At 62.8% G+C, this 12,815-nt stretch carries 12 protein-coding genes; 5 read left to right on the forward strand and 7 right to left on the reverse strand.

Annotated elements, in window-relative coordinates; genetic code table 11:
- Positions 1-11: 11 nt before the first annotated feature.
- The 5 genes from PCJ21_RS18650 to PCJ21_RS18670 all read left to right on the forward strand — a co-directional run bounded on the left by PCJ21_RS18650 (position 12) and on the right by PCJ21_RS18670 (position 6,550).
- Positions 12-1,436, forward strand: coding sequence for an amidohydrolase (locus PCJ21_RS18650; protein WP_269932929.1), 1,425 nt, complete (start codon positions 12-14; stop codon positions 1,434-1,436).
- Positions 1,437-1,500: 64 nt separating this feature from the next.
- A complete protein-coding gene (locus PCJ21_RS18655) occupies positions 1,501-2,793 on the forward strand; it encodes a malonyl-CoA decarboxylase domain-containing protein (protein ID WP_269932976.1) in 1,293 nt (430 codons plus the stop codon).
- Positions 2,786-4,297 carry a malonate--CoA ligase gene (locus PCJ21_RS18660; protein ID WP_269932930.1) on the forward strand — a complete coding sequence of 504 codons (1,512 nt, stop codon included), beginning with the start codon at positions 2,786-2,788 and terminating at the stop codon, positions 4,295-4,297. Before PCJ21_RS18655 ends, PCJ21_RS18660 begins: the two co-directional genes overlap by 8 nt.
- Before the next feature lie 154 nt (positions 4,298-4,451).
- Positions 4,452-5,624: a MalY/PatB family protein gene (locus PCJ21_RS18665; RefSeq protein WP_269932931.1), complete on the forward strand. Its 1,173-nt coding sequence runs from the start codon at positions 4,452-4,454 to the stop codon at positions 5,622-5,624.
- A 29-nt stretch (positions 5,625-5,653) separates the two neighbouring features.
- Complete coding sequence (locus PCJ21_RS18670) at positions 5,654-6,550, forward strand: MBL fold metallo-hydrolase (protein ID WP_269932932.1); 897 nt, start codon at positions 5,654-5,656, stop codon at positions 6,548-6,550.
- Between the two features lie 59 nt (positions 6,551-6,609).
- Here the strand turns inward: PCJ21_RS18670 and PCJ21_RS18675 are convergent, their stop codons facing one another.
- The 7 genes from PCJ21_RS18675 to PCJ21_RS18705 form a co-directional block, all read right to left on the reverse strand.
- A complete protein-coding gene (locus PCJ21_RS18675) occupies positions 6,610-7,269 on the reverse strand; it encodes a TetR/AcrR family transcriptional regulator (protein WP_269932933.1) in 660 nt (219 codons plus the stop codon).
- A 125-nt stretch (positions 7,270-7,394) separates the two neighbouring features.
- The gene (locus tag PCJ21_RS18680; protein WP_269932934.1) at positions 7,395-8,315 is read right to left on the reverse strand and encodes a dihydrodipicolinate synthase family protein; all 921 of its coding nucleotides are present in this window, start codon (positions 8,313-8,315) and stop codon (positions 7,395-7,397) included.
- A 310-nt stretch (positions 8,316-8,625) separates the two neighbouring features.
- The gene (locus PCJ21_RS18685) at positions 8,626-9,402 is read right to left on the reverse strand and encodes a ferredoxin--NADP reductase (RefSeq protein WP_269932935.1); all 777 of its coding nucleotides are present in this window, start codon (positions 9,400-9,402) and stop codon (positions 8,626-8,628) included.
- Between the two features lie 68 nt (positions 9,403-9,470).
- Positions 9,471-10,175 carry an ABC transporter ATP-binding protein gene (locus tag PCJ21_RS18690; protein ID WP_269932936.1) on the reverse strand — a complete coding sequence of 235 codons (705 nt, stop codon included), beginning with the start codon at positions 10,173-10,175 and terminating at the stop codon, positions 9,471-9,473.
- Complete coding sequence (locus PCJ21_RS18695) at positions 10,168-10,938, reverse strand: ABC transporter ATP-binding protein (protein WP_269932937.1); 771 nt, start codon at positions 10,936-10,938, stop codon at positions 10,168-10,170. The genes PCJ21_RS18690 and PCJ21_RS18695 overlap by 8 nt, the downstream gene beginning before the upstream one ends.
- Positions 10,935-11,942, reverse strand: a complete 1,008-nt coding sequence (locus PCJ21_RS18700; protein WP_269932938.1) for a branched-chain amino acid ABC transporter permease — start codon at positions 11,940-11,942, stop codon at positions 10,935-10,937. The genes PCJ21_RS18695 and PCJ21_RS18700 overlap by 4 nt, the downstream gene beginning before the upstream one ends.
- Positions 11,939-12,802, reverse strand: coding sequence for a branched-chain amino acid ABC transporter permease (locus PCJ21_RS18705; protein ID WP_269932939.1), 864 nt, complete (start codon positions 12,800-12,802; stop codon positions 11,939-11,941). Before PCJ21_RS18705 ends, PCJ21_RS18700 begins: the two co-directional genes overlap by 4 nt.
- Positions 12,803-12,815: the final 13 nt, after the last annotated feature.

Genomic DNA, 12,815 nt, shown 5'->3' on the forward strand with positions numbered 1-12,815 from the left:
ACCCCCGCGCTTTGCTTGACGCCGAGATCGCCGGCCTTGCTCCGGCCTTCAAGGCGGTGGCTGACAAGATCTGGTCAACGCCGGAACTGTGCTTCGCCGAGCATCGCTCCGTTGCGCTGCAGATCGATGCGATGGCGGCGCAGGGGTTCCGCATCGCGCCGCGATTGGCCGGACTCGATACGGCCTTTTCAGCGGAGTGGGGCGAGGACGGTCCGGTCATCGCGTTGTTGGGTGAATTCGACGCCCTTCCCGGCCTCAGCCAGATCGCCGGCAGCGCACAGCAACAGCCGCTGGAGCCGGGCGGCAACGGTCATGGCTGCGGGCACAACCTCCTCGGTGGCGGATCGATGCTGGCCGCCGCGGCGCTGGTCCGCGTGCTGAAGCAGACCGGCATCCGAGCCCGGATTCGCTACTATGGCTGCCCTGCCGAAGAAGGCGGCTGGGGCAAGGGATACATGGTGCGTGCCGGGGCTTTCGATGATGCCGCGGTGGCGATCGGTTGGCATCCCGGCGTTTTCAACGGTGTTCGTGCCCGCTCGACCCTGGCAGTTGTCAACCGTGCCTATCGCTTCCGGGGCACGGCTGCCCACGCAGCCATGGCGCCGCATCTGGGCCGCAGTGCGCTCGACGCGGTTGAGCTGATGAACATCGGCGCCAACTTCCTGCGCGAGCACGTGCCTCCCGATGTCCGTCTCCACTATGCCATCACCGATGCCGGTGGCGTCGCCCCAGCTGTCGTGCAGGCTCGGGCGGAAGTGCTCTACATGATCCGCGCCCCGGAGCTCGATGAGGTCCATGATCTGGTCGCCCGCGTCGATGACATCGCCCGCGGCGCAGCGCTGATGACGGGCACCGAGGTGGAGTTCCTGCCCCAAGGGGGCGCTTCGAACGTGCTGCCGAATGCTGTGCTTTGCCATGTCATGCATGGCGTCATGCAAAGGCTGGGACGCCTTGATTTTACCTATGGCGAGCGCATCTTCGCCGAGGAAATCCGCTCATCGCTTCCGGCTCAGGGCAGTGTCGACCGGCGCGCGCGCGCCGAGCAAGACGTGCTTCTGCCGTCGGGCGAAGGGCGGCTGCCGCTGCACGAAGGGCTGCGTCCCTTTGACGGGCGAATGACCCAGGGATCCGGCTCGACGGACGTAGGCGACGTCAGCTGGGTCGTTCCTGTTGTCGAGTGTTCGACGGCGACCTGGGCCGTGGGTACGCCAAGCCATAGCTGGCAAGCCGTGGCACAGGGTTGCAGTCCCGCTGCGCACAGGGGAATGGTGCGGGCAGCCGCTACCATGGCAGGCACGGCACTGGAATTGATCGCCAATCCGTCATTGATCCAGCAGGCTCGCGAGGAACACCAGGAACGCCGCGATGGGCGGATGTATGTATCGCTGGTACCAGCGGACACCCTAGGTCCATTCCGATCTGGTGGCGACCTCTAACGGAAAGAATTTCGCGACACACTGGTGTCAATGGCGCTGAGTTCGGGAGTTTCGACATTTGGCCATGTTCTTTGCCGACCTGATGGCAACGCTGTTCGAAAGGCGCTCGGAGTTGCACCGTGCGTCCGGTACCGGGTCGATAGCCGAGCGGATCGAGGCACTCCTGTCAGGGGAGGGCGAGGTTTCGGGCATCCGGCTCGCGGGCGAAATCCTGTCGCGATATCAGGCAATGGACGATGCGGCGAAGCGCAACTTCTTCGCCCATCTGGCCGACCACCTGGACCTTGATCCAGATAGGTTGCATGCCGCTGTCCAGGCCTACCGCAACGACCGGAGCGCCGAGACGCTGAACCGGTTGTCGCGTGAAGCGGAACCGCGCCGGCAGGAGTTGCTGCGTCGTCTTAACCAGGCACCGGGCGCCACCGCCTGGCTGGTGCGGATGCGTCGCGATCTCTTGGCGCTGATCCCGCAGGCGCCCGAGCTTGGCGTGATCGATGCTGATTTTCGGCACTTGTTTTCCAGCTGGTTCAACCGCGGCTTTCTCGTGCTGCGGCAGATCGACTGGAATACGCCGGCCAATATCCTCGAAAAGATCATCGAATACGAAGCCGTCCACGCGATCAATGACTGGCAGGAGCTTCGGCGCAGGATGTTGCCGCGCGACCGTCGTTGCTTTGCCTTCTTCCATCCGGCAATGCCGGAGGAACCGCTCATCTTCGTCGAAGTGGCCCTGTGCCGCGGCATACCCAATTCAGTGCAGGATCTTCTCGGTGAAGACCGCAATCCGCTGCATGAAAATGAAATCGACACGGCAGTCTTCTACTCGATCTCGAACTGCCAGGAAGGCCTGAGGGGCATCTCCTTTGGCAATCTTCTCATCAAGCAGGTCGTCGAGGAACTGGCACGAGACGTTCCGCACTTGAAGACGTTTGTGACGCTTTCGCCCGTTCCGGGACTGAATCGCTGGTTGCGGAAAGGTTCGGCAGACAGGCCTGAACTGGCCGCGTTGCTCGCGCGTAGCCAAGGCTGTGATCCCCATGCGATGGCCGGTGACGCGGATTTGCTTCGGCGGCATTGCGCTGAGTATCTGCTGCAAGCAAAGCGGCCGGAAGGCCTTCCTTACGACTCCGTCGCACGGTTCCATCTCGCCAATGGCGCGTCGCTGCACGACGTGCATCCATTGGCAGACACGTCTGCCAATGGATGGGCGCAGTCGTCGACGGTGATGGTGAACTACCTCTACGATCTGCCGTCGGTAAGCCGTAACAGCGAGCGCTATGCAACTGCTGGAACCGTTTCCGCATCGCGGCAGGTCGAACAGCTCTTACGCAAGGACAGGAAAAGACGCCGTGCCTAATCCGCTTTACGATCATCTGGTGGCCCCGCTTGCGACGCGCAGCAGCACATTTCTTGTTGACGCGCAGGGTCACGAAATCATGGGCGCAAGCCTGTACCAAACTGCCATGTCGCTGGCTTCCGCGTTGACCGGCCTCGGCCTGAAATCCGGTGACCGGATGGCGGTGCAGGTGGAGAAGACGCCCGAGGCGCTGGCGCTTTACTGTGCAGCCATAACGACGGGCATCGTCTTCCTGCCGCTCAACACTGCCTATACGGCGGCGGAGGTGGAATACTTCGTATCCGATGCGGGTGCGTCGCTTCTGGTGGGAGATCCTGCCAAGGCCGAACTGCTGTCGCCGGTGGCGCAGCGCCACGGTGCCCGGTTCGAGACGCTCGGCGCCGATGGCGAAGGCAGCCTTCGGGATCGCGCGAGGGCGGCCGGGACCGAGTTCGCGCCGGTGACACGATCGGGCGATGACCTCGCCGCCATTCTCTACACCTCAGGCACAACGGGACGTTCGAAGGGCGCAATGCTGAGCCACGAGAACCTGTTGTCCAATGCCCGGGTGCTTGTCCGCGAGTGGCGCTTCGTGGCAGACGACATCTTGCTGCACGCGCTGCCTATCTTCCACACGCATGGGCTATTCGTTGCGTCCAATGTCGTGATGCTGTCGGGCGGGTCCATGATCTTCCTGCCGGGCTTCAAGGCCGATGAAGCGCTCAAGTGGCTGCCTCGCGCCACCACGATGATGGGGGTGCCGACCTTCTACACCCGACTTCTCGATACGCCCGCCTTCACCGGCGACCTGACGCGGCATATGCGCCTGTTCACCTCCGGATCGGCACCGCTCCTGGCCGAAACGCATACGCGTTTCGAAGAGCGTACCGGTCACCGTATCCTGGAGCGATACGGCATGACCGAAACCAACATGAACACGTCGAACCCGTATGACGGCGAGCGACGCGCAGGAACGGTGGGACGCGCCTTGCCCGGCGTCGAGGTCAAGATCACCGATCCCGAAACCGGTGGTGTCGTGCAGCAAGGGGAAGCGGGCGTGATCGAAGTGCGCGGCCCCAATGTATTCAAGGGCTATTGGGGCATGCCCGAGAAGACTCGCGAGGAACTGCGCGAGAACGGCTTCTTCATCACGGGCGATATCGGCACGATGGATGCTGATGGTTATGTCACGATCGTCGGACGCCAGAAGGATCTCATCATCACCGGCGGCTACAATGTCTATCCCAAGGAGATCGAACTCATCCTGGATGAACAGCCGGGCGTTCTGGAAAGTGCCGTCGTTGGCGTGCCACATCCCGATTTCGGCGAGGCCGTGATTGCGGTCCTGGTCGCGCGGCCGGGCGAGACGATCGACGCCGCCAGGGTGGCGACGGCGATGGGCGAGCGCCTGGCCAAGTTCAAGCAGCCGAAGCATATCGCCGTCATTGCGGACCTGCCGCGAAACACGATGGGCAAGGTGCAGAAGAACCTGCTTCGACAGCAGTTCGTGTCCCTTTTCGCCTGAACGTTTCCGCGGATAGCAGTGGCTGGCCTGTGAGCCCAGGCAAACTGGATATTTTGGGTTTGCATCTTGCCAATGTACGAAGCAGAAGCGTGCTTCAATCGCACCCTCGACGACGATCAGTATTCCAGAACTTGCACGGCATCCGGAGATTTCAATGAATTTTGACGACAACATAGACCGTCGCGGAACCCATTGCTCGAAGTGGGACATGATGGAGCCGCTTTACGGTCTGTCCTCAGACGACGCGTTGCCGATGTGGGTAGCCGACATGGATTTCCGTCCTCCCGCAGCCGTGCAGGAAGCCTTGGAAAGGATGCTGCGACACGGCATCTACGGCTATTTCGGCGATGAACGCGCGTATCGGGAGGCAATCTGCTGGTGGATGGCGAACCGTCATGGCTGGCAGTTGGATCCGGCCACAATCTTCACCACCCACGGGCTTGTGAACGGCACTGCCCTTTGCGTCGACACCTGGACTGAACCGGGTGACGCGGTGGCTGTGATGACGCCGGTCTATCATGCGTTTGCTCGCGTCGTGCGCGCGGCCGGACGCGAGGTGCGCGAGTTGCCCCTGGTCCTGGAGGATGGCCGCTACCGGATGGACTTCGACGGCTGGAACGATCGCATGACCGGTCGGGAGAAGATGCTCATCCTGTGCTCGCCGCATAATCCCGGCGGCCGCGTATGGACGCTGGAGGAATTGCGCGGGGTGGCCGATTTTGCCGCACGTCACAACCTCATCCTGGTGTCGGACGAAATCCATCAGGATCTGGTGTTTCCCGGTCAGCGGCACATTCCCATGACCATTGCCGCACCCGAAGCGGTAGAGCGTCTGGTCATGATGACCGCCTCGACCAAGACCTTCAACATCGCGGGCGCTCATATCGGCAATGTCATCATCGCCGATGAAAAACTGAAGAATGCCTTCGCCAGGCGCCACCTTGCGCTCGGAATCTCGCCCAATTCCTTCGGGATGCATATGGTCACGGCTGCATATTCGCCCGAAGGGGCGGCGTGGCTCGATGGTCTGGTACGGTATCTGGACAACAACCGCAAAGCCTTCGACGCGGGCATCGCCACAATTCCGGGCCTGCGTTCCATGCCGCTGGAGGCAACCTACCTGGCCTGGGTGGACGGATCAGGGGCGGGGCTCAGCAGCCAAGAGTTCATCATGCGGGTGGAAAAGGACGCCCGCATCGCGACAAACCATGGTCATACGTTCGGCCTGGGCGGCGACGGTTTCCTGCGCTTCAATTTTGCCTGCTCACGAGCGATGATAGATGAAGCCGTGACGCGCCTTAAGTCTGTGTTTTCTGACCTGCAATAGCAGGTGGATCCAAACAGGAATACACTCCCATGCCCCCGCTCTTCGCATTCACGCCCACCATGCTGGTCAAACCGGAAGTCATTCCGTTCTTCGACGAGGCCACCAACACGATCACTTACGTCGTCAAGGATCCGGACTCGGATGCCTGTGCCGTCATTGATTCCGTCATGGACATCGACTATGCGGCCGGCCGCATCACACATGATGGCGCCGACAAGATAGTCGCCCATATCCATGACAACGGCTGGTCCCTGGAATGGCTGATAGAGACCCACATCCATGCGGACCACCTGTCGGCGGCGCCCTATATTCAAGAGAAGCTCGGCGGACGACTTGGTGTCGGGGAGCACATCACCGTCATCCAGAACACGTTCGGCAAGATTTTCAACGAAGGCACCGACTTTCAGCGGGATGGCAGCCAATTCGATCAGCTGTTTGCCGAGGGCGACAGCTACACGATTGGAACCATGACCGTGCACGTCATGCACACGCCCGGCCATACACCTGCCTGCATGACCCATGTGATCGGTGATGCCGCCTTCGTCGGCGACACCCTGTTCATGCCGGATGGCGGAACGGCGCGCGCCGATTTTCCTGGAGGCGATGCCCGTACGCTGTATCGCTCCATCCAGCGCGTATTGGCGCTTCCCGACGCGATGCGACTGTTCATGTGCCACGACTACGGACCGAACGGACGCGACATCAGATGGGAGACAACTGTCGCCGACGAGAAGGCACACAACATCCACGTCGGCAACGGCATGGATGAGGACGCATTCGTGAAGATGCGCGAGGCGCGCGATGTAACGCTAAGCATGCCGAAGCTCATCATCCCGTCGCTACAGGTCAACATGCGCGCGGGACAACTTCCGTCCGCGGACAAGGATGGCAAGACCTTTCTCAAGGTTCCCATCAATACACTCTGATATTGACAATGGCGGTCGACGGGGGCGCATCCGCTCATGCGCCCCGACGGGAAGCCAGATCAATCCCGGCCTGAAATGCCGGTCTCAAAGAAGCTGATGATGTCTTCTATGAGGGCACTGTTGCTGACGTGCTCCTGGATATCCTCGAGGCCGGGCATGCGACGGGCATTCGGATCGAGGTCCGCGACGATGTGCAAGATGGCTCCGCGGATATATTCGTAACGTAGCGCGATCTGCGCCTCACTGAGATGCGGCGCCACCCGCTGAAGCATTTGCCGGGAACGGCGGTGGAGTTCGTCGAACTGTTCAGCGAAGATTTCATTGGTCAGGCTTCGAGGCAACGCCTTGGTTTGCAGCATCAGTCGGATTGCCGCCCGCCCGCCGCGCTCATCGAGGCTGAGTTCGACAAGCGGTCGCACGATCGCGCGCAGCACCGAGCGAAGGTCTGGCCGCGCGTCGTCCTCACATGCCTTTATTGCCTCCAGGCGTGCAGCGTTCAGCGGGCCAAGGCATTGCTCGAGCGTCAGCCGCAACAATTCGTCCTTGGAACGGAAGTGGTAGTTGACCGCTGCGATGTTCGCACCGGCCGCCCGGGTCACTTCGCGCAGCGTGGCCGCGTCGAACCCCCGATCGGCGAACACGAAGGTGGCAGCGCGGAGCAATGCGCCACGCGTGTCGCGATCGTCCTGCTGGCCGGATCTTTCTTCTGTTGCCTCCATCCATCCCTCATAGCCGAAAGCCTGCCCGGGCGCTTGCCCGAGCGGCATCAAATCTGAGGATATGTGCCGCTCAAGCAGAGCCGGGCGCCAAACCCACTCCCGGCATGCGAAGCCGCAGCCGCCCGTCAGCGCGCCAGGCGATAGCCGTAGATCCTGTCGAGTTCGAGTTCGCGGACGATACGGATGCCGTCTTCCAGCAGCTTGGGGTCTGCCGCACGGAGCGGCTTGCGTAGGGGCCCGGCCGGCAGGCCGACTGCCGCCATCAGCGACTTCATCGAAACCGGATTGACTGCCGCATAGGCGAAATGCAGCATCGGCAGATTGCGCAGCCAGGCTGCGCGGCAGGCGAATGCGTCTTCGCCACTCTCCCATGGCTTGGAGATGATCGCCATCTCGCGCGGAATGATGTTGCCTGTCATGTTGGCGGTGCCATGGCCGCCCAGTGCCATGGTGGGGATGACAAGGCCGAGGTTGGGCGAGCAGCAGCACATGACCGAGAGGTCGAGGTCGGCGCGGCAGACCTGCGCCACCTGTCCGACTCGTGTGGTCGATTCCTTGAGCACGACCATGTTGGGGTGGGCCGCGATGCGCTGGATGTCGGTCCAGTGCAGGTCCGTCTTCACGCGCGGGGGATTGTTGTAGAAGCCGATGGGGAAGTCGACCGCATCGCAAACTTCGAGCACATACTCGACGATGGATTCGTTGTCGGCGCAGATGTAGGAAGGCGCGGCAATGATGGCGCCGTCTCCGCCTTCGTTCTTGGCATAGCGCACCAAGTCGATCGTGGCCTGGGTGTTGGAGCCCGTGCACCCGAAATAGAGGAGCATGTCGCCGCGCGGCATCTTTGCCGTTTCGGTGATGATCATGCGCCGCTCTTCCGGGTTCAGCATCGAGACTTCGCCGGTCGAGCCCATGATCAGGATCGCCTTTGTATGGTTCTGCCGGTGAAAATCGAGCAGGGTGCGAAACCCTTCGAGATCGACGGAGCCGTCGGAGTTCATCGGGGTGATCAGCGCGACGAACGAGCCATTCGGTTTGGTATGCATGACATCCCTCCAGAGTTCAGACGCTCGGCCAGGCTATGGCGAAATGCCTGCTTCAAATGGTAGTTTCAAACATATGTTTGAAATGCCGGATGTACTTTGTCAATGGCGCATGCGTCGCCCGCATTCGCACCTCACGCAGGCTGAAGGGGGCGGCAGATCGCGAGGCCCTTGAGGCGCCACGTGTCGCTGGCCTTGCCGATCGAACGGTCGGCAAACTGGAAGTCCTTGCCATGGGGTCTGTCGAGGAAGTCCTGGAGCGCCGATGCATCGACAAATGCAGTGTCGGCGCTTTACGAGGAAATGCGCATTGCTAGCGGCGCTCGGCGAAGGCCTTTTCGACGACATATTCCCCGGGGGTGGCGTTGTTGCCCTCGCTCATGCCAAGGCCTTCGAGGATTTCGGCCATGTCCGCGATGAACGCCGGACCGCCGCAAAGCATCGCCCGGTCATCGGCCGCATCCATCGCCGGCAGGCCGATATCGGTAGACAGCACGCCGGAGCGGATCAGATCGGTGATGCGGCCGCGGTTGCGGAAGGGCTCGCGTGTGACCGTCGGATAATAGATCAGCTTCTCCGTAAGCAGCTCGCCGAAATATTCGCTGGTCGGGAACTCGTTGACGATCTGGTCCCGGTAGGCGAGCTCGTCTGTCTGGCGGCAGCCATGGACCAGGACGACGCGCTCGTAGCGCTCGAAGGTCTCGGGATCGCGGATCAGGCTCATGAAGGGCGCGAGCCCGGTTCCGGTGCCGAACAGGTAGAGGTTGCGACCCGGCCGGACGTTGGCGAGCAGCAGTGTTCCGGTGGCCTTGCGACCGACGACGATGCTGTCGCCGACGGCCAGGTGCTGCAGCCGCGAGGTCAACGGGCCGTCCGGCACCTTGATCGACAGGAATTCGAGATTGTCTTCATAGTTGGGGCTGACAACGCTGTAGGCGCGCAGCAACGGCTTGCCGTCGAGCTCAAGGCCGATCATGGCGAACTGACCGTTTTCGAAGCGAAACGAGGGGTCGCGGGTGGTGGTGAACGAAAACAGCGTATCGGTCCAGTGATGCACGCTCAGCACTTGCTGTTGGGTAAGGTTGCTCATTCCCTGCGCTCCTTTGCTTAGGGTTGAAAAGCCCGGTCGGACTTGTTGGGAGTTGTGAGCCGGAGAAGCTACACCGCCAGGTGGCGCTGCTTGATCTCCGGGTTGCTGTCGAACTCAGGCCAGCTGCCGCGGAACGCGATGCGGCCGGTATCCATGACCAGGACCGTGTCGGTGATCTGGCGCGCGAACCAGATGTTCTGTTCGCACAGCAGCAACGCTGCCTGCTCGGCTTCGCACAGTTCACGCACGCTTACGGCAAGCTCCTCGACGATGGCCGGGGCCAGGCCCTCGGTCGGTTCGTCGAGCAGGAGCAGGCGCGGACGGCAGGCAATCGCCCGGGCGATCGCCACCATCTGTTGCTGGCCGCCGCTGATCTGGCCGCCGCCGCGCTCGGCGATGGGCTGCAGCATCGGGAAGCGGTCGACGACCTCCTGCGCCGGTATCGGCTTGCGGCCGGGGGCTGTGGCATATGCCGCCATCTGGATATTCTCGCGCACCGTCAGGTGCTGGAAGATGCGCCGGTCTTCCGGCACCAGCTGAAGGCCGAGGCGGGCGCGCCTGAAGGCGGGCAGGGTGGCAATCGACCGGCCTTCCCAGGTCACCTCGCCGTCGACGGTCGGCCCCGCGTTCATGATCGACTTCAGCAGCGTCGACTTGCCTGCGCCGTTGCGGCCGATGACCGCGACGCGTCCGAGAGCTGGCACGGCGAGGTCCACGCCATGCAGGATATGGCTGCCGCCATAGAAGGCGTTGATGCGGCTGGCCTCAAGCATGATGCGCTTCCTTGCCGAGATAGACTTCGCGCACCATCGGGTCGGCGCGGATGTCGTCGATACTGCCCTGGGCGATCTTTCGGCCCTGGTTCATCACCATGATGCGATCGGCGAGACCGAAGATGACGCCCATGTCGTGTTCCGTCATGACGACGGTGAGGCCGCTGCCCTTGCCGCTGATGCTGCGGATCAGTTCGGTGACGCCGACGCGGTCACTCGGCGACATGCCGGCGGTCGGCTCGTCGAGCATCAGGATTTTTGGACGTCCGGCGAGCGTGATGCCGAGTTCGAGACGTTTCTTGTCGCCATGCGAAAGCTCGGAAGCCGGCGTCTTCGCCTTTCTGTCGAGCGACAGCCTGGCAAGGATGGCATGAACTTCGTCCAGAGTGGCGGATGACGGCTTGACCGCATACCAGGGCGCGTCGGATTTGCCGGTGTTCCTGAGCCGCGCCTCGACGGCGACGATCAGGTTTTCCTCCGCCGTCATGTCCTTGAACACGCGGGCCACCTGGAATGTCCGGCCCATGCCGGCGCGGGTGCGCTTGTAGGCGGGGTCGCGGGTCACGTCCTGACCAAGGAACTCGACCGTCCCGGCCTCGCAGCCGACCTCGCCGGTCATGACCTTGAACAGCGTGGTCTTGCCGGCGCCGTTGGGGCCGATGATGGCGAAGGTCTCGCCCTCGGCGATTTCGGCGTCCACGCCGTGCAGCACCTTCAGCGCGCCGTAGCTCTTGTCGATGGAGGACAGGCGAATGATGCTCATTGGCTTGCTCCTTCGCTCGCAGGGGCGGCTGTCGCCGCTTTTTCGGGCGCCTGCCGCACAGACAGGCGGGCGATCAGCGCATTCCAGGCCCCGGCGACGCCCGTCGGGAACATCAGCACGACCACGAGCAGGATGCCGCCGGTGATGATCTCCTGGATGCCGACAAGCGTGCGGGTGGAGAACTCGATCGCCGAGAACAGGAATGCGCCGATCAGCGGTCCCCAGAAGGACGATGCGCCGCCGAGCAAGGTGAACAGGATTGGCTGTGTCGAGCGCATCATGTTGCCGATGTCGGGCGTCACGATCTGGGCCCAGGGCGCAAACAGTGATCCGGCGCAGGCAGCGATCGCACCTGATATCGTGAACGCGACCAGCCTGTAGCGGTGGGTATCGACGCCCATGAAGGCGGCGCGTTCGACGTCGAGGCGGATGGTGCGCAACGTGCGGCCGAAGCGGCCATGCGCGATCCACCAAGTGAGGGCGACGAGCAGCGCGCAGGCGATGCACAGGAACCAGTAGTAGCTGTTGCCACGCGACAGGTCGACAGTGGCGAAGCCGACCGAAAAGGCAGGCCGGACAATGCTTGGGATGCCGTCTTCGGCGCCGAGCCAGTGGACTTTGGCGAGCGAGATGCGCAGCAGTTCGGCCAGCGCCAGCGTCAGGATAGCCAGGAAGATGCCGCTCGAGCGCCTGAGCGCGACAAGGCCGATGGCGAAGGCGACCGTCCCGCCGGCGAGCGTGGCCAGCACGATCAGCAGCAGGAACTGGCCTTCGTAGCCCTGGCGCAGCATGACAGCCATGGTGTAGGCGCCGATGGAGAACAGCCCACCGCTGCCGAAACTGGCCAGGCCGGCATAGCCGAACAACAGGTTCCACGACAACGCGAAGACCGCGACGATGATTGTCGTGCCGGCAAGGAAGACGAGGCCGGAATTCGCCCACAAGGGCAGCAGCAACAGGGCGGCGGCGAGTGCTGCCAGAAGCGATGTCGACAGGCGGTTCACAGCCGGCTCTCCCCGAGAATGCCGTTCGGCCACAACAGCAGGAAGGCGACCATGGCGAAATAGACGACAATGCCCGGATAGGCGGGCAGGAACATGGTGTTGAGCCCGTCGATGACGCCGAGCAGGACCGCCGCGATGAAGGCGCCGCGCACATTGCCCAGCCCGCCGATGACGACGGTGATGAAGGCGAGCAGCAGGAAGGTGTCGCCGAGCGCGGGCGACAGCGTCTGGTTGGGCAGCAGCAATCCGCCGGCCAGCCCGGCGAGCGCGAAGCTGCCGCCGACCGCCGCCATGATGCCGGCCGGCACGTTGATGCCCAGCAGTTCAGACATCCAGCCGTCGCGGGCAATCGCGGTGATCATCTTGCCGGCCCAGGCGCGATGGATGACGAAGTCGAGCACCAGGAAAACGACGATACCGGAGCCGATGATGAACAGCGAGAAGGAGGGGATGAACAGCCCGGCGATCTCGACGCCCGTATCAATGCCGGGAGGTGGGTCGACGGACAGGAATTCCAGCCCCCAGACAAGCTTCACGAAGCCGACGCAGACCAGCATTACGGCGAAGGTGGCGATCAGCATGTAGTGCTCGTCGACATGCTGGATGCGCCTGAGGACGAAACGCTGGACAACGATCCCCAGCACGCCAACCACCAGCGCCGCGACGACGGCCGCGGCGACGAGCGCCAGGACCGAGCGCGGCGCCGAGCCGACGAGCGAACTCGCGACATAGGCGCCGATCATGAAAAAGGCGCCATGGGCGAAGTTGAGGATGCGCATGATCCCGAAGACGAGGGTAAGACCCGCGGCGACGAGGAACACGGCCATCCCGGTCGTGAGACCGTTGACCAGCGTAAACATCTAGTGCTTCCCC

This window comes from Aminobacter sp. HY435 (assembly GCF_027568395.1).
In the GTDB taxonomy this organism is placed as follows: Bacteria; Pseudomonadota; Alphaproteobacteria; order Rhizobiales; family Rhizobiaceae; genus Aminobacter.